The 26,443-nt window shown below is 62.8% G+C and carries 23 protein-coding genes; 12 read left to right on the top strand and 11 right to left on the bottom strand.

What is annotated here, in order from left to right:
- Positions 1-18 precede the first annotated feature (18 nt).
- From ACLGGT_RS15115 to ACLGGT_RS15100, 4 genes are all read right to left on the bottom strand, one after another.
- Positions 19-1,257, bottom strand: coding sequence for a CoA transferase (locus ACLGGT_RS15115; protein ID WP_437196720.1), 1,239 nt, complete (start codon positions 1,255-1,257; stop codon positions 19-21).
- 283 nt (positions 1,258-1,540) lie between these two features.
- Positions 1,541-3,388: an ABC transporter ATP-binding protein gene (locus ACLGGT_RS15110; protein ID WP_008282015.1), complete on the bottom strand. Its 1,848-nt coding sequence runs from the start codon at positions 3,386-3,388 to the stop codon at positions 1,541-1,543.
- A 71-nt stretch (positions 3,389-3,459) separates the two neighbouring features.
- Positions 3,460-4,635: an elongation factor Tu gene (gene tuf, locus ACLGGT_RS15105; protein ID WP_008281866.1), complete on the bottom strand. Its 1,176-nt coding sequence runs from the start codon at positions 4,633-4,635 to the stop codon at positions 3,460-3,462.
- Between the two features lie 108 nt (positions 4,636-4,743).
- Complete coding sequence (locus ACLGGT_RS15100; protein WP_437196719.1) at positions 4,744-5,457, bottom strand: hypothetical protein; 714 nt, start codon at positions 5,455-5,457, stop codon at positions 4,744-4,746.
- Between the two features lie 119 nt (positions 5,458-5,576).
- On the opposite strand from ACLGGT_RS15100, the gene ACLGGT_RS15095 reads away from it, so the two are divergent.
- The gene (locus ACLGGT_RS15095) at positions 5,577-6,947 is read left to right on the top strand and encodes a cytochrome P450 (RefSeq protein ID WP_375553826.1); all 1,371 of its coding nucleotides are present in this window, start codon (positions 5,577-5,579) and stop codon (positions 6,945-6,947) included.
- A gap of 12 nt (positions 6,948-6,959) precedes the next feature.
- Here the strand turns inward: ACLGGT_RS15095 and ACLGGT_RS15090 are convergent, their stop codons facing one another.
- Positions 6,960-8,120 (bottom strand): M20 aminoacylase family protein, encoded by a 1,161-nt coding sequence (locus tag ACLGGT_RS15090; protein WP_081508332.1) that lies wholly within the window; start codon positions 8,118-8,120, stop codon positions 6,960-6,962.
- 174 nt (positions 8,121-8,294) lie between these two features.
- Here ACLGGT_RS15090 and ACLGGT_RS15085 point away from each other — a divergent pair, with 174 nt between their 5' ends.
- A complete protein-coding gene (locus ACLGGT_RS15085) occupies positions 8,295-10,574 on the top strand; it encodes a DEAD/DEAH box helicase (protein ID WP_437196718.1) in 2,280 nt (759 codons plus the stop codon).
- 71 nt (positions 10,575-10,645) lie between these two features.
- Here ACLGGT_RS15085 and ACLGGT_RS15080 read toward each other — a convergent pair whose 3' ends face one another.
- On the bottom strand, positions 10,646-12,160 hold the full coding sequence (locus tag ACLGGT_RS15080; RefSeq protein ID WP_437196717.1) for an aldehyde dehydrogenase (NADP(+)): 1,515 nt from the start codon (positions 12,158-12,160) through the stop codon (positions 10,646-10,648).
- Between the two features lie 176 nt (positions 12,161-12,336).
- Between ACLGGT_RS15080 and ACLGGT_RS15075 the strand changes: the two genes are divergently transcribed.
- The 4 genes from ACLGGT_RS15075 (at position 12,337) to ACLGGT_RS15060 (ending at position 15,265) form a co-directional block, all read left to right on the top strand.
- Positions 12,337-13,143 carry an ABC transporter substrate-binding protein gene (locus tag ACLGGT_RS15075; protein ID WP_437196716.1) on the top strand — a complete coding sequence of 269 codons (807 nt, stop codon included), beginning with the start codon at positions 12,337-12,339 and terminating at the stop codon, positions 13,141-13,143.
- A 75-nt stretch (positions 13,144-13,218) separates the two neighbouring features.
- Entirely contained in the window at positions 13,219-13,884 is a 666-nt protein-coding gene (locus ACLGGT_RS15070) for an amino acid ABC transporter permease (RefSeq protein WP_008282007.1), read from the top strand.
- A gap of 12 nt (positions 13,885-13,896) precedes the next feature.
- The gene (locus ACLGGT_RS15065) at positions 13,897-14,550 is read left to right on the top strand and encodes an amino acid ABC transporter permease (RefSeq protein ID WP_008282006.1); all 654 of its coding nucleotides are present in this window, start codon (positions 13,897-13,899) and stop codon (positions 14,548-14,550) included.
- Positions 14,543-15,265, top strand: coding sequence for an amino acid ABC transporter ATP-binding protein (locus tag ACLGGT_RS15060; RefSeq protein ID WP_437196715.1), 723 nt, complete (start codon positions 14,543-14,545; stop codon positions 15,263-15,265). The genes ACLGGT_RS15065 and ACLGGT_RS15060 overlap by 8 nt, the downstream gene beginning before the upstream one ends.
- A 49-nt stretch (positions 15,266-15,314) precedes the next feature.
- Here ACLGGT_RS15060 and ACLGGT_RS15055 read toward each other — a convergent pair whose 3' ends face one another.
- Genes ACLGGT_RS15055 through lhpI form a run of 4 tightly spaced genes read right to left on the bottom strand, consistent with a single transcriptional unit; the run spans position 15,315 to position 20,188 of the window.
- On the bottom strand, positions 15,315-16,556 hold the full coding sequence (locus ACLGGT_RS15055) for an NAD(P)/FAD-dependent oxidoreductase (RefSeq protein ID WP_437196714.1): 1,242 nt from the start codon (positions 16,554-16,556) through the stop codon (positions 15,315-15,317).
- 21 nt (positions 16,557-16,577) lie between these two features.
- Positions 16,578-17,492 carry a proline racemase family protein gene (locus ACLGGT_RS15050; protein WP_437196713.1) on the bottom strand — a complete coding sequence of 305 codons (915 nt, stop codon included), beginning with the start codon at positions 17,490-17,492 and terminating at the stop codon, positions 16,578-16,580.
- Positions 17,483-18,442, bottom strand: coding sequence for a dihydrodipicolinate synthase family protein (locus tag ACLGGT_RS15045; protein WP_008282002.1), 960 nt, complete (start codon positions 18,440-18,442; stop codon positions 17,483-17,485). The genes ACLGGT_RS15050 and ACLGGT_RS15045 overlap by 10 nt, the downstream gene beginning before the upstream one ends.
- A gap of 45 nt (positions 18,443-18,487) precedes the next feature.
- A complete protein-coding gene (gene lhpI, locus ACLGGT_RS15040; protein ID WP_437196711.1) occupies positions 18,488-20,188 on the bottom strand; it encodes a cis-3-hydroxy-L-proline dehydratase in 1,701 nt (566 codons plus the stop codon).
- Between the two features lie 157 nt (positions 20,189-20,345).
- Here lhpI and ACLGGT_RS15035 point away from each other — a divergent pair, with 157 nt between their 5' ends.
- Both ACLGGT_RS15035 and ACLGGT_RS15030 read left to right on the top strand, forming a co-directional pair.
- Positions 20,346-20,981 (top strand): helix-turn-helix domain-containing protein, encoded by a 636-nt coding sequence (locus ACLGGT_RS15035; RefSeq protein ID WP_437196710.1) that lies wholly within the window; start codon positions 20,346-20,348, stop codon positions 20,979-20,981.
- Between the two features lie 28 nt (positions 20,982-21,009).
- A complete protein-coding gene (locus ACLGGT_RS15030) occupies positions 21,010-22,047 on the top strand; it encodes an Ldh family oxidoreductase (RefSeq protein WP_437196709.1) in 1,038 nt (345 codons plus the stop codon).
- Between the two features lie 32 nt (positions 22,048-22,079).
- Here ACLGGT_RS15030 and ACLGGT_RS15025 read toward each other — a convergent pair whose 3' ends face one another.
- Positions 22,080-23,111, bottom strand: a complete 1,032-nt coding sequence (locus tag ACLGGT_RS15025; protein ID WP_437196708.1) for a trans-3-hydroxy-L-proline dehydratase — start codon at positions 23,109-23,111, stop codon at positions 22,080-22,082.
- A gap of 256 nt (positions 23,112-23,367) precedes the next feature.
- Here ACLGGT_RS15025 and ACLGGT_RS15020 point away from each other — a divergent pair, with 256 nt between their 5' ends.
- From ACLGGT_RS15020 to ACLGGT_RS15005, 4 genes are read left to right on the top strand one after another with little or no spacing between them, the layout of a single operon-like run.
- Positions 23,368-24,534 carry an efflux RND transporter periplasmic adaptor subunit gene (locus tag ACLGGT_RS15020; RefSeq protein ID WP_437196707.1) on the top strand — a complete coding sequence of 389 codons (1,167 nt, stop codon included), beginning with the start codon at positions 23,368-23,370 and terminating at the stop codon, positions 24,532-24,534.
- Positions 24,534-25,538 carry an ABC transporter permease gene (locus tag ACLGGT_RS15015; protein ID WP_437196706.1) on the top strand — a complete coding sequence of 335 codons (1,005 nt, stop codon included), beginning with the start codon at positions 24,534-24,536 and terminating at the stop codon, positions 25,536-25,538. The genes ACLGGT_RS15020 and ACLGGT_RS15015 overlap by 1 nt, the downstream gene beginning before the upstream one ends.
- Entirely contained in the window at positions 25,538-25,738 is a 201-nt protein-coding gene (locus ACLGGT_RS15010; protein ID WP_437196705.1) for a hypothetical protein, read from the top strand. Before ACLGGT_RS15015 ends, ACLGGT_RS15010 begins: the two co-directional genes overlap by 1 nt.
- Positions 25,735-26,412 (top strand): ABC transporter ATP-binding protein, encoded by a 678-nt coding sequence (locus ACLGGT_RS15005; protein WP_437196704.1) that lies wholly within the window; start codon positions 25,735-25,737, stop codon positions 26,410-26,412. Before ACLGGT_RS15010 ends, ACLGGT_RS15005 begins: the two co-directional genes overlap by 4 nt.
- Positions 26,413-26,443: the final 31 nt, after the last annotated feature.

Raw genomic sequence — 26,443 nt, 5'->3', positions numbered from 1 at the left:
AAATCCACAATTTCCTGTTCAGGCGGCCGGACGTGCCCCGAAGCGGGGGCTTTGTACGACGCCAGTATCAAAAAGCTGCGCAATCTCTGTGTCGCTGAGGCCAGCCACATCGCCCAAAACTTCTTCGGTATGCGCGCCAAGTTGCGGCGCGGGCTGGGGTGCTGCTCGTTCGTGGGCCGAAAATGCCGCAGGATGCCCGGGCACCGGAAACCGGCCCAAACCCGGCTGCATCAAGAGTTTGAACATAGGATTATCTTCGCTCAGATCCGGATCTTCGGACAAAGCCTCGCGCACGGTTCGAAAAACCGACCAGGTCAGGCCTGCCGCATCAAACGCCTCGGCAAAGCTGCTCAATTCGCGCGTCGCAAACCATGGGCGCAGGATCGCCGTGATCTCGCGGCGCAGGTGCCAGCGATTGCCCTCATCATTCAGATCGCGACCGCTGCGCGCGGCCAAGGCTGCCATCGCGGCCTCGGTGCCCGTGGCCTTGACCAGCCCACGCCATTGGCGATGGGTCAGACCGATCACCATTACCCGCCGCCCGCAAGCACAGACGAAATCCTGGCCATACGCCCCGTATAGCGCATTGCCAGACTTGCCGCGCTCCTTGTCATTGAGGGCGGCATCACCGATCAGCCCCAGATGCCCGATGGTGGCCGCTGCCACATCCTTGAGCGACAGTTCAACCTCTTGCCCCCTGCCCCGGCGCAAACGCTCGCGCTCTGCCGCCAAGAGCGAGGACACCACCAAGTGCCCCGCAGCAATATCCCAAGCGGGCAAGGCATGGGCCACAGGCTCGGGCCAGCCCACAGGCCCCGTCATCTCGGGTATCCCAAGGGCGGGGTTGACGGTATAATCCACAGCCGGGCGACCGTGACGATCCCCCATGAGCGTGACCATCACCAAATCCGCGCGGTATTGGCTGAGGGTTTCATAATCCATCCAGCCGCGCACCCGCAGGTTGGTCAGAAAAAGGCCGGCATCCTCGCCCGGCGCAGTGATGATCCGCGTCACCAGGTCCTGCCCCTCGGGGCGGGTCATATCCACGGCGATGGATTTCTTGCCCTTGTTCAGCCCCGCCCAAAAGAGGCTTTGCCCAGACGGGGCCAGCGGCCAACGACCCGCATCAAGCCCGCCTCCCATGCGGTCAAACCGGATGACCTCGGCCCCCATCTGTGCCAGCGTCATTCCCGCCAGCGGCACAGCAACAAAGGCCGATCCTTCGACAACGCGCATTCCTTTGAGTATCCCGCCCATGCCGTGCCCTCCCGCGTGCCGGTCCCTGCACCGCGGCCAAAGGGCCGCATGCCGATATCATTTCAGACTGACAGGAATTGAAATAAAGTCAATATTTCAATGGCTTATGTGAATACAACGGTATGCCGCGCGGCCTTTGCTCCTGCAGCAAATCGGGCTGCGCTTGATTTTGATCGAGAATTCAAGGACCGGGGCGCGATCCGGCCTGCTGGTGCTGCACCTGAAAACCGCTTTCCGCAGGTTGGAAGAGGCGCGGCAGAATGACCTACCACGCCGCTTTCCCTCAATCCATCAGGAAGCCGCCCGATTGCCGCGCCCAGAGACGGGCATAAAGCCCGTCTTGCGCCAGCAGTTGCGCATGCGTGCCCTGCTCGACGATTCGGCCCTCGTCCATGACGATAAGCCGGTCCATTGCGGCAATCGTCGAGAGGCGATGCGCGATCGCGATCACGGTCTTGCCCTGCATCAGCCGGTAAAGCTGTGTCTGAATGGCGGCCTCCACCTCGGAATCAAGCGCCGATGTCGCCTCGTCCAACACCAACAGCGGCGCATCCTTAAGCGCCGCGCGCGCAATCGCAATCCGCTGACGTTGCCCACCCGAGAGCTTGACGCCGCGCTCGCCCACATGCGCCTCTAGGCCCCTGCGTCCGCGCGCATCCTCCAGCCCGGCTATAAACTCCGTCGCCTCGGCCAGATCGGTGGCGGCGCGAATTTCAGCGTCGGTCGCATCGGGGCGGCCATAGGCGATATTCTCGCGCACGGACCGATGCAAAAGCGCGGTATCCTGCGTCACCACGCCGATGGCCGCGCGCAGGCTGTCTTGTGTCACCTGCGAAACATCCTGACCGTCGATCAGGATGCGCCCGCCGCTCAGGTCGTGAAACCGCAGCAAGAGGTTGATGAGCGTCGATTTTCCAGCGCCAGAGCGCCCGACCAGCCCCACCTTTTCCCCCGGTGCCAGCGTCAGATCAAGACCGTCGATCACCGGCACCTTGCGTGTGCTGCTGCTGTCGTAGACAAAGCGCACCGCTTCGCAGCGCACGGCCCCCTTATGCACCATCAACGGCGTCGCCGTCGGGCTATCTTGCACCGTGCGCGGCATGGCAAGCGTGGCCAACCCGTCGCGCGCGGTGCCGACATTTTCGAACAGCGCGGCGAATTCCCACATGATCCAATGCGACATGTTTCCAAGCCGCAAGGCAAGCGGAATGGCCACCGCGAGTGCGCCAAGATCAATCCGCCCCTGCACCCAGAGCCAAAGGCCAAGCCCCGTGACCGCCCCGGTCAGCAGGGCATTGAGCAGGTTGACCGACATATCCTGCACCGCCACAAGACGCATTTGCCGATGCACGGTCTGAAGGAACCCATCCAAACCGGCGCGGGCATACGCCTCTTCGCGTGCGGCATGGCTGAACAGCTTGACCGTGGCGATATTGGTGTAGCTGTCAACAATCCGTCCCGTCATATCAGCCCGGGCATGCGCCTGTTCCTGTGCAACCCGCCCCAGACGTGGCACGATGACGCCCAAAAGAGCACCATAGGCCAGCGCCCAAATGGCAAAGGGTGCGGCAAGGCGGATATCTTGCGTGCCCGCCAGAACGAGCGTTCCGATGAAATAGGCCAGAATATAGACCGCCACATCCATCAGTTTCATCACGGTTTCCCGCACGGCCAAGGATGTCTGCATCAGCCGGGTGGCAATGCGACCGGCAAACTCTTCTTGGAAATAGCCCATCGACTGCCCCAAGAGCCAACGATGCCCCTGCCAGCGGATGCGCTGCGGGAAATTGCCCATCAGGGTCTGATACATGATCAGCGCGCCCATGACGCTGAGCAGCGGCAGCACGATCAAAAGCAGCACGCCCATGCCGCCAAGGCGCGCGGCCTCTTCACCCAGAAACCGCTCTGGTCCAAGCTCCGACATGCGATTGACCAGCGTGCCGAGATAGCCGAGCAGAACAATTTCAACAGCCGCAAACACCGCCGAAATCACCGACATTGCGATGAGCCATGGCGCCACAGGGCGCGCGTAATGCCATAGAAACGGCCAAAACCGCGCCGGCGGCTGGCTGGGTTGCAACGCGGGATAGGCGTCGATACGCGCCTCGAAATACTGAAAAATTCGCTTCATATCCGACTCCGAAATGCAAAGGGGGCGCGCAGTGACCCGCACGCCCCCTGTCAGTCAGAGCGGATCAGACGTTACTCGATGATCTTCGACACGACGCCGGCGCCGACGGTGCGGCCGCCTTCGCGGATGGCGAAGCGCAGGCCGTCTTCCATGGCGATGGGCGCGATCAGCTCAACCGTGAACTTCAGGTTGTCGCCCGGCATCACCATTTCGGTGCCCTCGGGCAGCATCACCGTGCCGGTCACGTCCGTGGTGCGGAAGTAGAACTGCGGGCGGTAGTTGGCAAAGAACGGCGTGTGACGGCCACCCTCTTCCTTGGTCAGGATATAGGCCTCAGCCTCGAACTTGGTGTGCGGCTTGACCGAACCGGGCTTGCACAGCACCTGGCCGCGCTCGACACCCTCACGGTCCACACCGCGCAAGAGTGCGCCGATGTTGTCGCCCGCTTCCCCACGATCCAAGAGCTTGCGGAACATCTCGACGCCCGTGCAGGTGGTGGTCTTGGTGTCGCGGATGCCCACGATCTCGATGCTGTCGCCGACGTTGATCACGCCACGCTCGATACGACCGGTCACAACCGTGCCACGGCCCGAGATCGAGAACACGTCTTCGATCGGCATCAGGAACGGCTGGTCCACGGCGCGTGCGGGCGTCGGGATATAGCTGTCGACCGCTTCCATCAGCGCGCGGATCGAGTTCTCGCCGATCTCCGGCTGGGTGCCGTTCATCGCATGCAGCGCCGAGCCGCGCACGATCGGAATATCGTCGCCGGGATAGTCGTAGGAGGTCAGCAGCTCGCGGATCTCCATCTCGACCAGCTCGAGCAGCTCTTCGTCATCCACCTGATCGACCTTGTTCATGTAGACGACCATGAAGGGGATGCCCACCTGACGACCAAGCAGGATGTGCTCGCGCGTCTGCGGCATCGGGCCGTCAGCCGCGTTCACAACCAAGATCGCGCCATCCATCTGGGCGGCACCGGTGATCATGTTCTTCACATAGTCGGCGTGGCCGGGGCAGTCGACATGCGCATAGTGACGCGCCTCGGTCTCATACTCCACATGCGCGGTCGAGATCGTGATCCCGCGCGCCTTCTCTTCAGGCGCCCCGTCAATCTGGTCATAGGCCCGGAACTCGCCGAAATACTTGGTGATCGCCGCCGTCAACGTCGTCTTGCCGTGGTCAACGTGACCAATCGTGCCGATGTTCACATGCGGCTTGTTACGTGCAAACTTTTCCTTTGCCATATCTCAGGACGCCTTGTCAGTTGGGGGGCCAGGGTGGCCCGAGGGTTACATCGCGCGCCGTTTATTGGGTTGCGCCGGGAAAATCAAGCCTTACTCGCCGCCTTGGCGTCACTCTGCGGAAACGGGTGCAACAGTCGGTTCCTCAATCACCTCAGCGGCGGCTTCGGCCAGATCGGCCGCGCTTGGGGCTTCTGTCGCGCTCGTTGCGGGCGCGCTATCCGCATCCGGTGCGGGCGGTTCCACCGAACGCGCCTCGGGGCGCTCCTTGTCATTTGCAGGCACGCCATCGTCTTCGAACCAGCCAAACTCGTTATTCTGTTGCACCAGCCAGTTCTGGATCTGCTTGGCCGCGTTGCGGCTGAGGTTCTCGAGTTGCTTTTCCTTGCTCTGGGTCAGGCCCGAGCCAAGGAACGTATTGCCGGAAAAGCTCTCGACCACTGTCACCAGATGCGGCTTGGCGTTGAGCTTGCCGCCCTTGGCATCATCCCAAGCGGTGACATTGAGGATCAGCGCCGATTTCGGCGACGCAACCAACGGCACGCCCGGAATGGCCAGCACATAGCCTTCGACACTTACCCCCAGATGATAGAGTTTGGTGCCCTCATAGCGCCCGAACCGATCCGTCATCGCCTCGGTCATCGCGGCGATCCATTCCTCCTTGGACGCCTCGCGCGATGCGGGGCCCTTGGTCAGGTTCGGGGCCACCACAACATTATGCCCCAGATGGAAATTGCCCAAATAGGCCGGGGCCTCGTCAAGATCGTTGGGATTGGTGCAGGCGGCCATCAGGGCAAGCCCGAAGAGCGCGAAGAGACGGATCATCAAGCAATTCCCCAGAGGTGACAGTTCGGGCAGGGATAGCCCAGACATCGCCGACACGCAATCATTTGCCCCCGCCCCTCCTGCGCCCTATCTAAGACCCAGTTGCCCAGAGGTGCCCGATGTCCCCCATTCCCCGCCAGACGCCCCAGACTTTGCCCGCGCATGTGCCCTTGGTGACAGAGCCGATGGGCGTGCTGGCCAGCCTGAAGGCCGCGCGGCGCAACATCCTGTCGATCATCCCCGAGATTGCCACACGGCAACCCATGGTCTCGGGACGTACCGGCAAACGCTGGCACATGGTGATGGACCCCGGCGCGATCCGCCGGATGCTCTTGGAAGAGCTGGACAATTACCCCAAATCCATTGTCACAAAGAACCTTCTGCGCCCCGCCATTGGCGAGTCGCTCTTTATTGCCGAGGGCGCGCATTGGCGCTGGCAACGGCGCACGGCCGCGCCGGTCTTTTCTCATCGCAACGTGATGAACCTCGCGCCGATCATGACAGCCGCTGCCGAACAAAGTGCCGCGCGTGTGGCGGCAGCAGGCCCGCGTGCGGTGGATATGGCCGCCGAAATGGTGCGCACCACCTTTGATGTCATCGCCGACGTGACCTTTTCCGGCGACGGCATGTTCGATGTGGACGCCGTGCATCGCGGTATTGATGCCTATATTTCAGAGGCGGGCAAAATCTCGCTTTTTGATATCTTGGGCTTTCCCGATTGGGTGCCGCGCCCGGGGCGCGTGATGTCGGGTGGCTCGGTGGCTGAGATGAAGCGCGTGGCAGACGAGGCCGTCGAGGCGCGGCGCGCGCGCGGGTCAGAGGGCGTGCCAGACCTTCTTGATCTTTTGCTAGACGGCGAAGACCCCGAGACGAAGCGCCGGATGAGCACGCCCGAGTTGCGCGACAACCTCCTGACTTTCATTGTCGCGGGGCACGAGACAACAGCGCTGACGCTGGGCTGGTCGCTCTACCTCTGCGCCTTTGATCAAGCTGTGCAGGACCGCGCCCGCGCCGAGGCGCAAGCCGTGCTGGGGGGCCGTGCCGCGACAGGCGCGGATGTGGCCCGCCTGCCCTATACTCGCCAGATCATCGACGAGGCGCTGCGCCTCTATCCGCCTGCGGGCATCATCTCGCGCACTGCGCAAGTTGCCGATACGCTGTGCGGGCGTGACATTCGACCCGGTGATACGGTGATCATCCCGATCTATGCGCTGCACCGAAACCACCAGCTCTGGCCAGAGCCAGACGCGTTCAACCCCGACCGTTTTGCCGATCGCAAGACCATCGAGCGCTATGCCTATCTGCCCTTTGGCGATGGGCCGCGTATTTGCATTGGTGCCAGTTTTGCCCTGCAAGAGGCGGTGATCATTCTTGCAACGCTGCTCTCGCGGTTCAGGTTCACCCCGGTGCCGGGGCGTGACCCCGACCCGGTGATGATCCTGACGTTGCGGCCCCAGGGGGGCGTCTGGCTTATGGCAGAGCCGGTGTGATCCGGGTTGGGATCACGCTGGCATACGTTCTTCGACGATCCCCGCCCACCAGCTACAACCCGCCGGAATAGCCTCGTCATTGAAATTGTAATCGGGGCTGTGGACCATGGCGGTATCGCCGTTACCGACCAGAATATAGGCGCCGGGGCGCTCTTCGAGCATGAAGGCGAAATCTTCGCCGCCCATGACCAAAGGTGCCTCTTCACACCCGCCGCTGACCTTGGCCGCAACGCTCGCTGCAAACTCTGTCTGTTCCTCGTGGTTGATCATCACCGGATAACCCCGGTGATAGCTTACTTCGGCCTTGCCGCCGAAACCCGCCGTCACATGCTCGCAGAGCGCGCGAATGCGCTGCTCGGCCAGATTGCGCATCTCAGGGCTCATGGTGCGGACAGTGCCACGCAGATGCACCCCCTGCGGGATTACGTTGAAAGCGGTCGAAGAGGTCTGAAACGACGTGACCGACACCACTATCTGATCCACAGGATCAGCGTTGCGGCTGGCGATGGTTTGGAACATCGTGACCAGATGCGCAGCCATGACAGTGGTATCCACGGTTTCATGCGGCTTTGCGGCATGTCCACCCTTGCCAGTCAGCGCGATGTCGAACTGGTCTGTCGCCGCAAAAAACGCACCGGGGCGAATGGCAAAGCTGCCCACCGGGCGGCCCGGCCAGTTGTGCATGCCGTAAACTTCCTGAATGCCGAAGCGGTCCATCATGCCATCCTCGCACATCTCGCGCCCGCCTGCCCCACCTTCCTCGGCAGGCTGAAAGATGACCACGGCCGTGCCATCGAAATTGCGGGTCTCTGCCAGATATTGCGCGGCCCCAAGCAGCATCGCGGTATGCCCGTCATGGCCGCAGGCATGCATCGCACCGGGGGTCTTGCTGGCATAGTCCACGCCAGTGGCCTCGTGAATGGGCAGCGCGTCCATATCGGCGCGCAGGCCGACCACCCGGCCCGATGCGGTGCTGCGGCCCTTGATCACCCCCACCACGCCGGTGCGACCAATGCCTGTCACCACCTCGTCACAGCCGAACGCCTTGAGCTTTTCGGCAACCAGTGCGCTGGTGCGATGCGTCTCATAGAGGATCTCGGGATGGGCATGGATATCGCGGCGCCATTCTGTTATGTCAGTGTGCAATTCGGCAAAGCGGTTCTTGACGGGCATCGGTCAGCCTCCTGTTCGCAAATTCGGGATTTTCCCCAAGGTGGCGCAATCCCGATGCGACCACAAGGGGCACTGCCAGACAGACGTATTTGCCATATACAACAGCGCGTGACTGAGCTATGCGTCGCGGCTTGACGCGCAAGCCGCACCCCTTTTTCGGAACCGACCTCCCCCATGATCCTGCCTGCCCTCTCCAATGCTCTTGCCGCGCGCGGCTATGAAACCCTGACGCCTGTGCAAGAGGCGGTAACGGACCCCGCGCTGTCTGGCTCTGATCTTCTGGTCTCGGCCCAGACCGGATCTGGTAAAACCGTAGGGTTTGGCCTTGCGATCGCGCCCACCCTGCTGGGGGGTGAGGACCGATTGCCGCCTGCCGCCGCACCGCTGGCCCTGATCGTGGCCCCGACGCGAGAGCTGGCGCTTCAGGTCATGCGCGAGCTGAGCTGGCTTTATGCCGAAGCCGGCGCGCGTTTGGTCACTTGCGTTGGCGGGATGGATGCCCGTGACGAGCGGCGCGCGCTGGAGCGCGGGGCGCATATTGTTGTCGGCACGCCCGGACGTCTGTGTGACCACATCAATCGCGGCGCGCTCGATATGACAAGCCTGCGCGCCATCGTGCTTGACGAGGCCGATGAGATGCTCGATCTCGGCTTTCGCGAAGACCTCGAATTCATGCTGGCCGCAGCGCCCGAAGATCGCCGCACGCTGATGTTCTCGGCCACCGTGCCGCCGATGATCGCCAAGCTGGCTGAGAAATTCCAGCGCGATGCGCACCGTGTGACCACGCTCACCGGCGCGAAACAGCATGCCGATATCGCCTATCAGGCGCTGACTGTGTCGCCGCAAGATGCCGAGGGCGCCGTGATCAACCTGCTGCGTTATCACGATGCCCAGAATGCGATTGTGTTCGCCAATACCCGCGCCATGGTGGCCCGCCTGACGGCACGCCTGTCCAATCGCGGCTTTGCCGTGGTCTCGCTCTCAGGCGAGTTGAGCCAGTCCGAGCGCACCCATGCCCTGCAGGCAATGCGCGACGGGCGGGCCCGGGTCTGTGTCGCCACCGATGTCGCCGCGCGGGGTATCGACCTGCCCAACCTTGATCTGGTCGTGCATGCCGAACTGCCCACCAATTCCGAAGGCCTCTTGCACCGCTCGGGCCGCACGGGTCGCGCCGGACGCAAGGGCATCTCTGCCCTTATCGTTCCACTCAAATCGGCAAACAAGGCAGAGCGCCTGCTCAAATTCGCAAAGATCACCGCAGAATGGACCACGCCCCCCACGCCCGAGGATATCGAGGCCAAGGATCGCGAGCGCCTGTTGTCCGACCCGGTCTGGTCCGAAACGCCGTCCGAGACCGAAGGTGCCTTTGCCGCTGAATTGCTGGCGCTGCACAGCCCCGAGGTGATCGCCGCCGCCTATCTGCGTCTTTACAAATCGCGCTGGTCCGCACCCGAGGAACTGAGCGCACCCGGCGCGCCAGCTCCGGCGCGCGAGCGGTCGGCCTTTGGCCCAAGCCGCTGGTTTGCGCTGTCGGTTGGCAATGACGACCGGGCCGAGGCGCGGTGGTTGCTTCCGCTTTTGTGCCGTGCTGGCAATCTCGACAAATCCGCGATTGGGGCCATCCGCGTGCAGGCTGCCGAAACCTTTGTCGAACTGGCAGAGGCCGCCGTTCCCGGATTTCTTTCGTCGCTCGGTGAAGGCGGGCAACTGGATGAGGGCATCATCGCCCGCGCTCTGGATAGTGCCCCGGCATTTGCCCCTGCCCCGCGCGCCCCGCGCGAAGATCGTCCCGAACGTGCGCCCCGCGCCCCGCGAGAGGACCGCCCTGCGCGCGCGCCCCGCGAGTATGGCGGCTCGCGCGACCATTCTGCCCCACGCACCGCCCCGAAGCCGCGCCCGAAACCGGCAGGTGCGCCGCCCGCGGCAATGACCCGCGCGGTCGAGGATGGCACGGTGACCCCGTATCGCAAACCGCGTGCAGAGGCGGGCGATGCGCCACGCCCGGCCAAAAAACCTTGGTCCGGTGACAAGCCCGCTGGCAAACCTGCCAACAAGCCCTTTGGCAAGCCCGCCGGGGATCGCAAACCCGGTAAATCCTTTGGCAAGCCCGAAGGCCGGCCCTATGACAAGTCGGATAGCAAACCCGGCACAAAGCCCTATGGCAAGCCGGGGGCGAAACCGTCGGACAAACCCTTTGACAAGCCGCGCGCGCGCCCTGCGCCCCGTGACGCGGAACCAGCCGCGCCCAGACCCAATCTTGCGGCCGATACGTCCAAACGGTTTGTTCCACCCGGAGCGGCGAAAAAGCCCGGCAAACCCGGCACAGGCAAGACCTTTGCTGGCAAACCCGGCGCGGGAAAGCCTGCCGCTGGAAAGCCCAAAGGCAAAGGTGCTGCACCCAAAGCCCGCGCGGGATTTGGCGGCAGCACCCCACCGAAGCGCGGCAAGCCGTGATGTGCTGACATAGCTCTAAAAGCAACAGGCCGGGATTTTCCCGGCCTGTGTGTTTTAGAACGCTGCGAACCCTAAACCAAATCTTCTGGCAAGAGGGCCTCGGGGATGTTCTGGTAACAGACGGGCCGCAGGAAGCGGCGGATCGAGAGGGTGCCCACAGAGGTGGCACCGAAATTGGTCGAGGCCGGATACGGCCCGCCGTGGACCATCGCATCGCAGACTTCAACGCCGGTTGGAAAGCCATTGGTCAGCACCCGGCCCGCCTTGCGTTCCAACACGGGCAACAGGCAGCGCGCAAGAGGCGTGTCGCCTGCGTCCATGTGCAGGGTGGCGGTCAACTGGCCCTTGAGGCTCTGCGCGACGGCTGCCATTTCCTCGGCATTCTCGGCCACAACGATCAGGCCAAGGGGCCCAAAGACCTCTTCGCCAAGCGCATGATTGCCCAGCCAGTCGCGCGCAGCGACCCGGTAGAGAAAGGGCTTGGCCTGACGTTGATCACAAATCGCGGTCAACAGGTCTTGCACCCCCGTCTGCGCCGCCATCTGCGCCGCACCCGCCACGTAGGCCGCAGCAATTCCATCGGTCAGCATCACTTGCGCACCGCTCTCACTCAGCGCCGCGCGCGTTGCTTCTGCAAAGGTCTCTGCCTCTGGTCCTTTGAGGACAACCGCAATGCCCGGATTGGTGCAAAACTGCCCCGCGCCCATCGTCAGCGATCCGGCCCAGCCGGTTGCGATGGCCGCCCCGCGCGCCGCCATTGCCTCGGGCAACAGAAACATCGGATTGACGCTGCCCAATTCGCCGAAAAACGGGATCGGATCGGGGCGCGCCGCGCAGAGATCAAAGAGCGCGCGACCCCCTGCCAGAGAGCCGGTAAAGCCAACCGCCCGGATCAAGGGATGCTGCACCAACGCCTGTCCAACCGCACGATTGCCACCCTGCACAAGGCTAAACACGCCGCTTGGCATCGCAGATTTCACAATCGCCGCATGGATGGCCTCGGCCACCACTTCGGAGGTGCCGGGATGCGCGCCGTGGCCCTTGACCACCACCGGACAACCCGCCGCGAGGGCAGCCGCCGTATCCCCGCCTGCCGTGGAAAAGGCGAGCGGGAAATTCGATGCGCCAAAGACCGCCACCGGACCGATGGGCCGTTGCATCATCCGCAAATCGGGGCGTGGCAGGGGTTTGCGGTCTGGCAGCGGAGCATCATGGCGACGGTCGAGGTAATCGCCCCTTAGGATATGCTCGGCAAAGAGCCGCAATTGCCCGGTCGTGCGCCCACGCTCGCCCTCAAGCCGCGCAGCAGGCAGGCCGGTCTCGGCGCAACCGATCTCGGTGATCTGTGCGCCGCGCGCCTCGATTTCATCGGCGATAGCATGCAGAAACGCCGCGCGCGTGGCCCGGCTGGTGGTGCCAAAGGTCCAGAACGCCTCTTCCGCGGCCCGCGCCGCCCTATCGACAAGGTCCGGCGTGCCGACCGAAAACGCATGGCCTGCGCCCTCTGCCGGATCAGACAGCACTGTCTCTTCGGTGCCTGTCCACGTGCCTGCAATCAGATGCTTGCCATGGGGGGTAAAGGTCATGGGAAATCCTTTCGGTTCGAGGGAAGATACGACCGCGATCAAAGGCCTGATGCGGGGTTTTCATGGCTTACCGATTTTTTTCCCGACATGCCAGTATTTTTCTTTTAGGAAAATTATTGCAAAAAAGAACCAAAGGCCTCATGCTGAGAAAAGAATCAACAGAGAGGGGACCACCAATGAAAAAAGTGACGCTTTTTGCTGCCTTGCTGGGCATGACCAGCATCGCAGGCACCGCTCAGGCGGACAAACTCGATGACATTATTTCCTCGGGCACATTGCGCTGCGCTGTCGTGCTCGATTTCCCGCCAATGGGGATGCGCGATGCCAACAACGTGCCGATCGGCTTTGACGTCGATTATTGCAACGATCTGGCCGCCGCTCTTGGCGTAGAGGCAGAAATCGTCGAAACCCCCTTCCCCGAGCGTATTCCGGCGCTGATGTCTGGCCGCGTCGATGTGGGCGTCGCCTCGACCTCGGACACGCTGGAGCGGGCCAAGACGGTCGGTTTCTCGATCCCCTATTTCGCCTTTGAAATGGCCGTAACCGCCAGTTCCGGCACCGGCATCACCTCTTACGAGGGGATGAAGGGCCACACCGTCGGCGCGGTTGCAGGCACCTACGAGGCCATCGCGCTTGAGGCACAGGTCAAGGAATGGGGCGAGGGCGAATTCCGCCCCTATCAGACGCAGGCCGATGTGTTCCTGGCGCTGAGCCAAGGCCAGCTTGACGCGACCGTGTCGACATCCACCGTAGCACAGGCCAACGTGCAGTCGGGCAATTACAAGGACATCACCGTTGTAGGTTTTGCCCCTTTCGACACCGACTATGTGGCGCTATTTGCCAAGCGGGACGAATACGGCTTTCTCAACTATCTCGATCTTTTCGTGAACCAGCAGGTGCGCACCGGCCGGTATGACGAGCTTTACGAGAAGTGGGTTGGCGGCGAAGTACCGAAACTGATGGTGCCGAACGCCTATCGCTGATAGCTTGCGCTAGGATTGGCGGCGCGGACACCCCGCGCCGCCATTTGCTATTTGCCCTAGGGGCGGGGTGTCCTGATGTTCAACTATACCTTCCAATGGAAACAGGCCCTGAACCGCCTGCCGCAGATGCTTGACGGGGCGCTGGTCACGATGGAAATCGCGATCCTCTCGATGGCCTTGGGCATAGCACTTGCCATCCTGCTTACCGTCTTCCGGTTATCGGGGTCACGCCCGCTGATGGCCTTTGCAACCACTTGGGTGGAAATTGCGCGCAATACGCCTGCGCTCTTTCAAATCTATATGGCGCATTTTGGCGTGGCCAGCTTTGGCATCCATTTCAGCCCCTTCGTGTCGATCCTGATCGGCATCACCTTCAACAATGCGGGCTATCTGACCGAGAATTTTCGCGGCGCACTCAAGGCGATCCCAGATACGCAGGGGCGCGCGGGGCGGTCTCTGGGCCTGACGCAGTTGCAATCCTTTCGCTACATCATCCTGCCGCAGATGCTGCGCATTTCCTTCCTGCCGATGACCAATCAGATGGTCTGGGCGATCCTGATGACCTCTTTGGGCGTCACCGTGGGCATGAACAGTGATCTTTACGGGGTCACGCAGGATCTTAACGCACTGACGTTCCGCACATTCGAGCTGTTCGCGCTGGCCGCCGTGATCTTTTACCTGATCACCAAAACCATCACCATCGGCGGCCGCCTGATCGCGGCGCGTCTGTTCCGGTACTGAGGGGAGACGCGCATGTTCGACACCGCCCTCACCGCCAATGATCTGGTCTTTCTCGCCAAGGGCGCAGGGATCACGATCCTTGTCACGGCAATTTCCGTGGTCATCGGCACCCTCTTGGGCATCCTCTTTGGGGTGATCCGAATGCAGCTTGGCCCCGTTCTGGCCGCACCGCTGACCTTCTTTCTCGACATTTTCCGCTCTGTGCCGCTTCTTATCCAACTGGTCTTGGGCAACGCCTTTGTCGGCATGGTGCTGCAACTTCAGATTTCCGGCTTTACCGTGGCCTGCATCGTGCTGTCGCTCTACACCTCGGCCTATTGCGCCGAAATCGTGCGTGGCGGGATTGATGCGGTGCCGGAAATCACCCGTCGCGCGGCGCGGTCCCTTGGCCTGACATGGGGGCAGGACATGCGCTATATCGTGCTGCCGCTGGCCACGCGCGTCGCCCTGCCCTCGTGGATCGGTCTGGCGCTTGGGGTGATGAAGGACTCGGCGCTGGTCTATGTGGTGCAGGTTACCGAACTGTTGAAATCCACCCAAATCCTCATCACGCGCCTGCAAGAACCACTGTTCCTGCTGTTGATCTGCGGCGCGTTCTACTTTGTCATCAGCTTCCCGCTTGCCCGTTTCGGCGGCTATCTCGAAAAAAGGTGGTCCAATGATTGAGATCCAGAATGTCCGTAAATCCTTTGGCGATCTGGAGGTTCTCAAGGGGATCGACCTGACGGTGCAGCGTGGTGAGGTGGTGACCGTAATCGGCGGGTCTGGGTCAGGTAAATCTACCCTGCTGACCTGCATCAACGGGCTAGAGCCGATTGATAGTGGCCGGATCACCATCGACGGCACCGAGGTGCATGCCAAATCCACCAATCTCAACAAGCTGCGTCGCAAGGTGGGCATCGTGTTTCAGCAATGGAACGCCTTTCCGCATCTGACGGTGCTGGAAAATGTCACCCTTGCCCCGCGCAAGGTGCTGGGCATGGCCAAGGCAGAGGCCGAAACGATCGCCGAAAAGCAGCTGCGCCATGTGGGGCTGGGCGACAAGCTGACGACCTATCCCTCGCGCCTCTCGGGCGGGCAACAACAGCGCATGGCCATTGCCCGTGCTTTGGCGATGTCGCCCGATTACATGCTCTTTGACGAGGTGACATCCGCGCTTGATCCGCAGCTCGTGGGCGAAGTGCTGGAAACCCTCAAGATGCTGGCCGAAGAAGGCATGACCATGATCTGCGTGACGCATGAGATGGGCTTTGCCCGCGATGTGTCGAACCGCGTGGCGTTCTTTCATCAGGGCATCATGGCCGAAATCGGCGCGCCGGATCAGCTCTTTGGCGATCCGCAACACCCCGAGACGCAGAAGTTTCTGGCCAATGTTCGGTAAGAGGGAAAGGCCGGGTTGGGGCGGTTGACGCCTCCCAACCCCGCACCCTTTAAAATCGCGCGGCGTCAAACGCCTGCAGTTCTATCGCCGGATCACGGTGTGCGGCAAGCGCCGCCACCAATTCAGCCGTGCCCGCCGATTGCGTCAGCCCCAGATGCCCGTGACCAAAGGCATAGATCACCCGGTCGGCGCGCGGCGCGCGCGAAATGATCGGCAGGCTATCAGGCAACGAGGGGCGAAAGCCCATCCATTGCGTGCCGCCCTGTGGATCAAACCCCGGCAGGAAATCGCGGGCCTTGCGCAGCAGCGTTTCCGCGCGTTTGTAGTTGGGCGCAAGGCGCAGGCCGCCCAGTTCCACCGCCCCACCCACGCGCAGCCCCTCGCCAATCTTGCTCACGACAAAGCCGTGATCGGCAAAGGTCAGATGGGTGCGCAGATCGAAACTGGCGGTGGGAAATGTGGTGTTGTAACCGCGCTCGGTTTCGAGCGGGATCGTGTCCCCCAGCGTGCGCGCCAGATGGTGCGACCAAGCACCGGCAGCCAGAACCACCTGATCGGCGCATATCGTGCCGGTGGCGGTCTCAATCTCGACGCCGTCGCCCGCCTGTCGCAGCGCGCGAATATCTGCGGACTCGATCACGCCACCAGCGGCCACAAACTGTTGCGCCAGATATTCGGTCCACCGCGCCGGATCGACGGTGTTCATCCACTCGGGGGTATAGCCCGCATGTGTAAACCGTGGGCTGAGACCGGGTTGAATCTCGGCCAAGGCAGCGGGGCTTTCCAAGAGGTCAAAGCGCACGCCATGCTGACGGCGCAGGGTCCATGCGGGCAGGCTCGCGCGATAGGCCGCCTCGCCCTCATAGACCTGCAACTGCCCTTCGCGGCGCATCAACGGCTCGCCGTCGACATTGGCGATCAAACGCTCCAAGGCTGCACGCGAATGGTGCATCAGGCTCGCCTGCGCCGCCACAGCCGCCGCGTAGCGATCCTGCCAACTCGCCCGCCAGAACCGCAGCATCCACGGCAAAAGCGGCAGCGCATAGGCCGGTGGGATCGACAGCGGCCCCAAGGGATCAAGCAGCCATTTCGGTGCCTTGCGCAGGATGCCCGGCGTCGCCAGCGGCTCGATATCGGTATAGGCGAACGCGCCTGCATTGCCACGCGAGGTTTCTGCCGCCACGCCCTTGCGGTCCAGAATGCGGACGCGGTGACCCTCCCGTTGCAGCGCAAGCGCGCTGGTCACGCCGATGATGCCGGCACCGATGACGATGATGTCTGAGCGGGCCATGCGGCACCTTTGTTATAAGGGTTAGAGACGGATACCGTTGCGAAACGGATCGTTGGGATCAAAAAGCAATGTGCTTTCGGCCATCACATAGGCGCGCCCAGTGATCGAGGGGATCACGCCGCCGTTCGGGCCGGGGGTATAGGACAGCCGATAGGTGCTGCCGATCACGCTTTCCTGCATGATCTCTTGCCCTGCGTCCAGCCGCCCCTCAGCCGCCAGACAGGCGAGCCGCGCCGAACATCCGGTGCCACAGGGCGAGCGGTCATAGGCGTTGTCAGGGCAAAGGACAAAGTTGCGGCTATGCGCCGCCGCATCATCAGAGGGGCCGTAAAAGATCACGTGATCCACGTCTATTCCCTGCGCCTGCACCGCTTCGCGCACAGCGATGGTGGCATCAGTCAGCGCGCGGATATTGCTGGAATGGACTTGAACGGGGCTGGGATCGACAAGGAAAAAAAGATTGCCGCCATAAGCGACATCGCCGGTGACAACGCCAAGCCCCTCAATCTCGACCGTGACGCCGGTATGGGTGCGGCGGCTCTCGATATTGGTGACGGTGACGGTGTTGGCGTCGATAAGATCGACGGTGACGATACCTACGGGCGTCTCGATCCGGTGAATGCCCGGTTTGATCCGGCCCATATGTGCCAGAGTGACCACAAGGCCGATGGTGCCATGGCCACACATGCCCAACACCGCCTCGGCGTCGAAATAGATCACGCCGGTCACGCAAGTCGGGTCTGTTGGCGGCACCATCAGAGCACAAACCATCGCCACCTGACCACGCGGCTCGAGGCTGACCGACTGGTAAAAATCGCGATGCTCCGAGGCCAACAGCCGAGCGCGCTCGGACAGGGCACCAGACCCAAGGTCCGGCCCCCCGTCCAGAATAACGCGTGTTGGCTCTCCGCCAGTGTGGCTGTCGATCACATGCATTCAGCGATCACCCCGCCCTGTTTGACCCAATTGGCGAACCATGCGTTGAACTGATGGAACTGCGCCTCGCAGAACCGCGCCTGAGAGGGCGAGAGCGCATCAGTCTCGTTGATGTTGAGGCGGTATTCCTCTTCGCCCTTCAGCACCATGAGATGCTTGAAATAGAGCACCAGATCGACGCCTTCGTCGAACTTGGCAATCACGGAAAACGCATCGGCCAATTCGCGCGCGCGCATGTCCGCCTCGGGGCAACCCGTTGCTGCGCGGCGGGACAGTGCCACCTGCAAAAGCGCCTCTTTGGGGAACATCGTGCCGATGCCGGTAATCGCCCCGACCGCCCCGCATTTGACAAAGCCGTGGTAAACCTCGGTATCGACCCCCACCATCAGGATCACGTCATCATCCTGCGAGGTGATGTGTTCAGCGGCGTAGCTCAGATCATTCTTGCCGCCAAACTCTTTGAAGCCGATCAGGTTCTTATGCTCGGCGCGCAGGGCAAAGAAGAGATCGGCCTTGGTCGAATAGCCGTAATAGGGACTGTTGTAGATGATCGCGGGCACATCTGGGGCCGCCTCTAGAATGGCCTTGAAATGGTTGCGCTGTGCGGCGACAGACAGGCCCCGCGACAGAACGCGCGGGATCACCATAAGGCCCGCCGCGCCCACTTTTTGTGCGTGTGCGGCATGGGCCACGGCGGATTTCGTGTTGATGGCGCCAGTGCCCACAACCACGGGCACGCCGGCCTTGGTCAGGCGTTCGACGCCCTCCATCCGCTCGGCGTCCGTCAAAAGCGGCCAGTCACCGCAGGACCCGCAATAGACCACGCCCGACATGCCTGCCGCGATCATTTCCTGCCCCTTGCGCACCAGCGCGTCAAAATCGGGTTTGCGGTCCGGGGTGCAGGGGGTCAGCAGGGCGGGGATGGTGCCGTGAAAGACGTCTTTGTTCATCGGAAAACTCCTTTGGATGCGTGGCGTTGTGCCTGTGGAGGCGGATCAGTGGCCAGCAAGGGCTGGAGCCGCGGCAATCCACGGCGGTGAGGTTGTGGGGGCCATGCCAGATTGCGCGGTCTGCGCACATTGCGCGAGCGAGCCAAACCGCACGGCACGATTGCTGAGACCCGGCGCGTAATGCGCATATTTGCCAGAGTTGGTCATCAGAACCTTTGCCGAAGGCGGAAAAACCGGCTCGGAAATCGAGCACCAGCAGATATCGGGCACGATGGTCACACCGGCGGCCTCAAGCCGTGCTTTGACGCCGCTCGCGGTGATGGTGCTCAGCGTGCCGCGACCAAGGGTGATGATCGTGGCTACGGCGGGATTGACCTGCCGCCCCTCCATCAATGCCGCAAAGGCGCTGCATTCGGCGGCGGAAAAATGCGGACTGCCAAGCGCCACCAGATCGACCTTTTCCGCACCTTGATTGAACCCTGACCAAAGCCGGGCAAAATCAGCCGCCGTGATGCGGGCGTGATCGGAATCGGGCGTGGGCGGCATGTCCGCCTCGGGCGTGATCCCTTCAATATGCATCATCGGCGAGGCAGAGGTGGTGCCATAGGCCGCGCAAAGCGCCTTGAGATCATCCTCGGAGGGATTCAGCCCCTCCAGCCCGCGCAAGAGCGGGATGCGGTCGGGGGCGACCTGACCAACGATCCAGCCCAGCATCGGCCAAAAGGCATCGTCGATCCCTTCAGGCACATCGATGTCGATGATCCGGCGGGCTGCGCGGTTCTGGTCGAGATAGACGCCAGAGCGTGCGGCACGCCCTGTCAGCGCAATGCAGAGGTCCATGAAATCGGCATGCTTCACGGTGCGCGCACCCAGAACCGTGTTGGCGTAGATCACTGCATTGCTTTCGGCCCAGGCAATATCCTCGCCCGCGACCGGCTTGTCCTCAAGCAGATAGGGCGCACAGGTGAAACTGGGACGCGCGCCCATTTCGACATAGGCATCGGCCAATTGGCTGGCGGGAATGCCGAAATCTTCGGCCACTCCCTGCGCGCGCCAATTGGCGTGATCGACGGAAATGGCGTTCATCGTGGTGGGCACCCGCACCCGCCCGCCCTTGTCCGCCATGGCGCGGGCAAAGGTCAGAAAGGCGGGGCTGGCATAAATGCAGCCGTCGATATGCACGCGGGTCACATCCGTCAGGCTTGGCGCACCTTGGGCGGCGGCAAGTGTGGTGATGATCTCCATCGCCAATTGCGCCGCCTCGCCATGGTCCCCGGCCAGAAAGGCGCGGTCAACGTCCGAGAGGGTCAGACCCTCAGAGGCAACAGAGGTCAGCGGCCACTCCAGATCACCCGCCCGCAGATGGGTGGCGGTGATCGTGGCGTGGGATTCGCGTGCCAGACGGTCGTAGTCAGAGGCCGAAAGGCGCAGAACAGCAATCGGCCTTTCAAAAAGCCGCGTCGCAACAAGCGCGCCCAAGGTGAGGATATCCTCGCCCTCGCGGAAAACCAGCGCCTTGGGCGCGGTTCCGGCAAAGGCCAGTCCCAAGAGCACGCCACTTCCGGTGCAAGAGCCGCGACTTGTCGGCATCATCACGACGTGACCGGCCAGCGATTGCCCCTGCTGCGGGTGATGCGCGTCGATGATCCGACCGCTCAGAGGATCAACACCGCCCCAGACGCTCAGCCCCTCATCGCAGAGCAGGATTGGCCCCTGAACCTCGGCGGCAACAATCAGGTCTGGCATGAGATCACCCTTTGTTGAAGTTTGTTTCCTGAGAAATTCGGTCCGGAAGACGGAAAAGTCCGATATTCCGTCTCCCCCTGCAATATCAGGATTGCTACTGTTGTGCCCAACACAAATATATGCTTAAACAATCATGACTGGTAAGAAAAGAAAAATTATGGCCGAAACAGAAAAAACCTCCGTCGAGAGTGCCGCGGATGATTGGGACGTAGAGCGCCATCAACTGCGCGCGGATTTGGGCGCACGCATGAAGGCCGTGCGGCAGGCCTGTGGCTATACGCTCGAAGTGGCGGCGCAGCGCACGGGTCTGGCGCTTTCGACCATACACAAAATCGAGAACGGGCGCGTTTCACCCAGCTATGAGAACCTCATCAAGATCGCCCGCGCCTATGATATTGGCATGGAGCGGCTCTTTTCCGCCGATCATGACGCGACACAGACCACGCGCATGACCGTGACGCGCGCAGGCCAAGGCCGCAAGGTGCGCGCCAAGAATTTCGAATACGAGGTGCTGCGCAACGCACTGGCCGAGAAAAAGATCATCCCACTGGTGACGCTGGTCGAGAAACGCGCGCCCCTTACGCGCGACGAGTTGGAATCACATGACGGCGAGGAAACGCTCTATGTCCTCTCGGGCCGGGTCGAGTTGACGGTCGAGCATTATGAGCCGGTGATCATGGAACCCGGCGATTGCGCCTATTTCGACAGCACCATCAAGCACGGGCTGCGGGCACTCGATGACACCGAGACCAAGGTGTTCTGGGCCTGCACCTATACCGACGTCGACAAATAACCCGCCCAAGCAAAAGGAGACAGCCCGCATGGCCGAGCAGACCGCGATTTCCGTTGATGACCTCTTGGCGCGGGTGACGTCGATTTTCGAGACTTGCGGCGTGCGCCCCGAGAGTGCCGCAGCGGTGGCGCGGGTGATCGTCGCGGGCGAGCGGGATCATTGCAAATCGCACGGCATCTACCGGATCGAGGGCTGTTTGCGGGTGATCGCGGCAGGTAAGGTGGTGCCGGATGCTGTGCCGGTGCTACAGGATACAGGCCGCGCGGTGATCGAGGTGGACGCGGGCGGCGGATTTTCCAATCCGGCCTTTGACGCGGCTGTCGATGCCTTGGCCGCGCGAGCGCGTGACACCGGGCTGGCGGCGCTGGTGATCCGTGATTGCCTGCATTTCTCGGCGCTCTGGCACGATGTCGAGGCTTTGGCCGCGCGGGGCCTTGCGTCGCTCTCGATGTGCCCCAGCTATTCCTCGGTCGCGCCCACGGGCGGCAAAGAGCCGCTCTTGGGCACCAACCCGATTGCCTTTGGCTGGCCGCGTCCCGGCCCGCATCCTTATGTGTTCGATTTTGCCACAAGCGTCGCCGCGCGGGGCGAGATCGAATTGCACCGCCGCGCAGGCATGCCCATCCCCGAAGGCTGGGCGATGGACAAGGACGGCCACCCCACCACCGATCCCGAGGCGGCACTGGCGGGCGCGATGCTGCCCTTTGGCGGGCACAAGGGATCGGCGATTTCGACCATGGTCGAATTGCTGGCCGGTGCCATGCTGGGTGAATTCATGAGCAAGGAAGCGCTAGAGTTTTCCGGCGGCACCAGCCTCTTGCCGCGTCATGGCGCATTGGTTTTAGCGCTCGATCCGGCGACCTTCGCCGCACGCAGTGGGCGCGATCCGATTGCCGAAGGCGAGCGCCTGTTGAGCGCCATCAGTGGCCAGGGCGCGCGCCTGCCCTCTGAACGGCGCTTTGCGGCGCGGGCAAACGCCCTGAGCGGCGGCATTGCCCTGAGCGATGCAGAACTGGCGCAACTGGCGCGGTTCGAATCCGAAGGGCTGGCTGCGGTCACAGTCTGAGCGCAGGGGCGCTATGCACACGCCCCTGCCCCTTAGCTGATCCGTGGCCATGTATCCGAAAGCCGATAACCGCCCGGCCACGGATCGCTGGGGTCCAGCATATGCTGTGCCGTGCCGGTGATCCAGGCGCGCCCACTAATCTCGGGGCGAATGGCCTCTTGCCCGCCAACCTGCACCCGCCCGAGAATCCGCCCGTGAAATTCTGACCCGATGATCGACACGCCGGTAAAGCGGTCCTGCTCGCCCATCTCACCGCGCGCCGCGAGGATCGCCATGCGCGCCGAGACCGCCGTGCCGGTCGGCGACCGATCCAGCTTGCCGGGCTGAATGGCGACCACCGATTGCGCGCGCAGGGCGCTCCCCTCGCGCGTGATCGGCCCGGCAAAAAGGCAGAACGAATGATGCGCCCAATCTGGCTTTTCGGGATGCTCGAACCGGAACTGGGCATTGGCGGCATTGGTGATGCGGATGCCAAGCTCTGCAATCCGGCGCGCGTTATCCTCGACCAGATCGACGCCAAGCGCCACGGGATCGACCACCACGAAACTATCCCCGCCAAAGGCCGTATCCACAGTAATCTGCCCGACACCCGGCACATCAAGCGGCACGCCCAAACGGCTGGCAAAGGAGGGCAAGTTCTCGACAAAGATGCGCTCGGCCTTGCCGTTGGCGCACTCGGCGCGCACCCGCACAAGCCCACCCGGCGCCTCAAGCACCATATGCGTCACCGGCTCTTGCATCGGGATGATGCCGCTGTCTAGCAGCACGGTCGACACGCAGATCGAGTTTGATCCCGACATCGGTGGTGTATCCTCGGGCTCCATGATGATCCAGGCGGCCTGTGCCTCTGGATGCTTGGGCGGCACCAGCAGATTGACATGCCGGAACACGCCGCCACGCGGCTCGTTCAGCATGAAATTGCGCAGGCTCTGGTCCTCGGCGATCCATTTGCGCTGCTCCCAGATCGTATCGCCGGGGGGCGGGGTTACGCCGCCCACGATGACATCGCCCACCTCGCCCTCGGCATGACAGGAAACGACATGGATGATCTTGGTGCTGCGCATGGTCCGGCTCAATCTTTCTGGCTACCTGGGCTTTGATCCGCCGGGGCAGCATGCCTGTGTCAAAGCGTCGGGTCACCGCCGCTCTACGTCGGTTATGCCCGGGGTGCCTGCATGGGTCAATGGAGGCGCGCGGGCAGTCTATCCGCCCCTGATCCACGTCAAGGCAGTTGCGATTTGCCCGCCTATGCTAGAGGAACGGGAGGCGGCGCAAAATCCGCCGCCCCCGGCATATGTGCCCTGAGCAAAGGAACCCCGTTTGGCCCCGGCTGACCAGAAACCTGCCCGACACAACGCGCCTGCGACCGCGCAGAAAGACCCTGCATCTCCTTCGCCGTTGCCAGTGCCGCGCCGGGACGCTGCTGTTCGGAAATCCGGGCAGCGGTGGATATGGGTGGCGGCGGCGCTTGTCGGCATGGCCATTGCTGGGCTCATCACCGCTCAGGCGTGGATGGCCCGCCCGCCAACTGTCTTGGTCGAGACGGCAGCGCTGGCCCCTGTCACCCGCGTCTTGGCTGTGAATGGCCGGATCGCGGCTGTCAATTCGGTTGAGGTGACGTCAACCGTCACCGGCACGCTTGTGGCATTGCCTGTGATCGAGGGCGACCGTGTCGAGGCGGGTCAGATCTTGGCCCAAGTTGATGCCGAGGCGCAGAGCGCCAGCGTGCGCCAGGCACAAGCCGCCCTAGACGCCGCGCGCGACGCACTCCGCGAAGCGCAGGCTGAATTTGATCGCGCCACGTCGCTCACCACCACAATCGCCCGCTCTGTGCGCGACACCTATGGCTACAGGCTCGAGGCCGCGACCCAAGAGGTCGCCCGTCTTGGTGCGGCGCTCGATCAGGCGCGCGTTTTGCTGGCCAATCACACAATCCGCGCGCCTGTCGCAGGCAGTGTTGTAATGCTCGATGTCGAGCAGGGCCAACTTGTCAGCCCCGCCACGCCCATCCTGACGCTTGCCGACCTCAGCGCGCTTTTGGTCGAGGCCGATGTGGACGAGGCCTATGCCACCCAAATCGCCGTGGCGCAGCCCGCCCTTCTGCAATTGGCGGGCGAAACGCAGACCCGCGCGGGACAGGTCAGCTATGTCTCAAAGCGGGTCGATATCGCAACCGGCGGGCTGGCGGTCGAGTTATCCTTTGACACGCCCGTCCTTGCGCCGGTGGGCCTGACCGTGGCGACCAATATCATCGTGGATCAGCGCGACGCAGCCCTGACCGTGCCCCGCACCGCATTGGTTTCTGACGCAGGCGCACCGGGCGTTTTCGTCATTCGCGACGGCACGGCGAGGTTTCAGCCGATTTCAGTGGTCGAGTGGCCCGCCGCTCGGCTGATCGTGACGGCGGGGCTGGCCCAAGGCGATACTTTCATCACAGAGGCCACCGGCATCGCGGATGGTCAGGCCGTCACAGCGGGGCCGCCCTGATGCTCTATGCGCTCAAGATCGCCGCACGCTATCTGACCGCCAGCAAGGCGCAGACCGCGCTTTTGGTGCTCGGGGTGGCGGTGGGTGTCTTTATCTTCATCTTCATGTCAGCGCTCATCGGGGGGCTGGCGCAATTCATCCTGTCGCGCACCGTGGGTGATATCGCCCATGTCACAATCGAGGCGGAACCGGATGATCCCACGCTTTTGTTCACGCCCGAAGGCCATGTGCTGATGGTCGCAGAACGGGGCCGCACCCGCACCGCCTCTTTGGCCGAGGCCGCAACGTGGCTGCCGCTGATTGAGGCGGTGCCAGGGGTCAAGGCGGTCTCGCCACAGATCACCGGCGCAGGGTTTCTGACGCGCGGGGCACAAGTGGAGCAGGTCAGCGTGACCGGGATTGAGCCAGGGCGCGAATCCGCGATCCTCGATCTGGACGGGTATATGGTTGAGGGGCGCGCAAGGCTGGGCGCAGGTCTGATCGTGGTGGGGCGAGAGCTTGCCGATGATCTCGACCTGTCGCTCAATCAGCCGCTGCGCCTGCAAAGCTCTGAGGGGGTGACGGCCCTGCTGACCCTCTCGGGTATCTTTGAGACGGGCAACGGGGCCTTGGACGGGGCGCGCGCCTTTGTCAGCCTGTCGACTGCACGCACGCTCTTTGCCATGCCACAGGGCGTGAGCCAGATCGAAATCAAGCTTTTGGACCTCAACGCCGCAGATGCCACGGCGCTGCGCATTCGCACCCTGACCGGGCTCGATGCCGTACCCTGGACCGATGGGGCCGAACAGTTGATGGAGGCGCTGAGCGCACAGGCGCAGACCGGCTATTTCCTCAAGACATTCGCGCTCATCACCATTGTGATCGGCGTGGCCTCGGCGCTGCTGCTCTCGACCTACCGTCGCCGCCCGGAAATCGGGATCATGCGCGCGATGGGCGCGGGGCGCGGATTTGTCGTGGTGGTTTTCGTGACCCAAGGCGCGCTCATTGGGCTGATGGGGGGATGATGGGCGCGGGGCTTGGGTATCTGGCGCTGCTGCCTTTTCCCCCGCGCGACGCGTTCAAGGCGGGCACCCTGCCGATGGACATCACCCAAGGCTCGTATGGGCTGGCCATTACCCTCACGGTGATCGGGGCCGTCCTTGCCTCGATCCTGCCTGCGCGCGCGGCGGCGCGGGTCGATCCTGTCACGGCGATTGGCCAATGAGCGCGCTTCTGGAGGTGCGCGATCTGGTCAAGACCTTCGGCACCGGAGAGGCCGCAACGCGGGTCTTGCGCGGGCTTTCGCTGCGGCTTGAGACAGGTGAAATGGCGGCTTTGCTGGGGCCATCCGGATCGGGCAAGAGCACGCTTTTGACCATTCTTGGCACTTTGATGAAACCCACTTCGGGCCGTCACGTCATGCTGGGCGAAGACCTGATCGCCGCCGATGACCGGGCGCTGACCGAGTTTCGCAATGCCCATATCGGATTTGTCTTTCAGTTCCACAATCTCTTGCCGGATTTTACCGCGCTGGAGAATGTGATCTTTCCCACCGCCGTGCGCGAGGGCCGGGAAACCGCCGCTGCGCGGGCGCGGGGCCGTGATCTTTTGGCGCGGATGGGTCTGGCGGAGCGGATCAATTTCCCCGCCACCAACCTGTCGGGCGGGCAAAAACAGCGCGTCGCCGTGGCGCGGGCGCTGATGAACAGCCCCGAACTCGTGCTGGCGGACGAACCGACTGGCAATCTCGACCGTGTGTCAGCCATGCAGGTGATGGAGTTAATCACCCAGATCAACCAAGAGGAAGGCACCACCTTTCTGATTTCGACCCATGACGACAAGATCGCATCGCTCTGTCGTCGGCAGATCGTGGTTGGGGATGGGCAGGTGACGGGCTGACCGGCAAAGGACCAGCCCACTCACCATAGAA

Source organism: Roseovarius sp. MS2, from assembly GCF_051447875.1.
GTDB classification, from domain to species: Bacteria; Pseudomonadota; Alphaproteobacteria; order Rhodobacterales; family Rhodobacteraceae; genus Roseovarius; species Roseovarius mucosus_A.
Note: the sequence above shows the minus strand (reverse complement) of the source record. Positions and strands in the feature narration are given on the sequence as shown.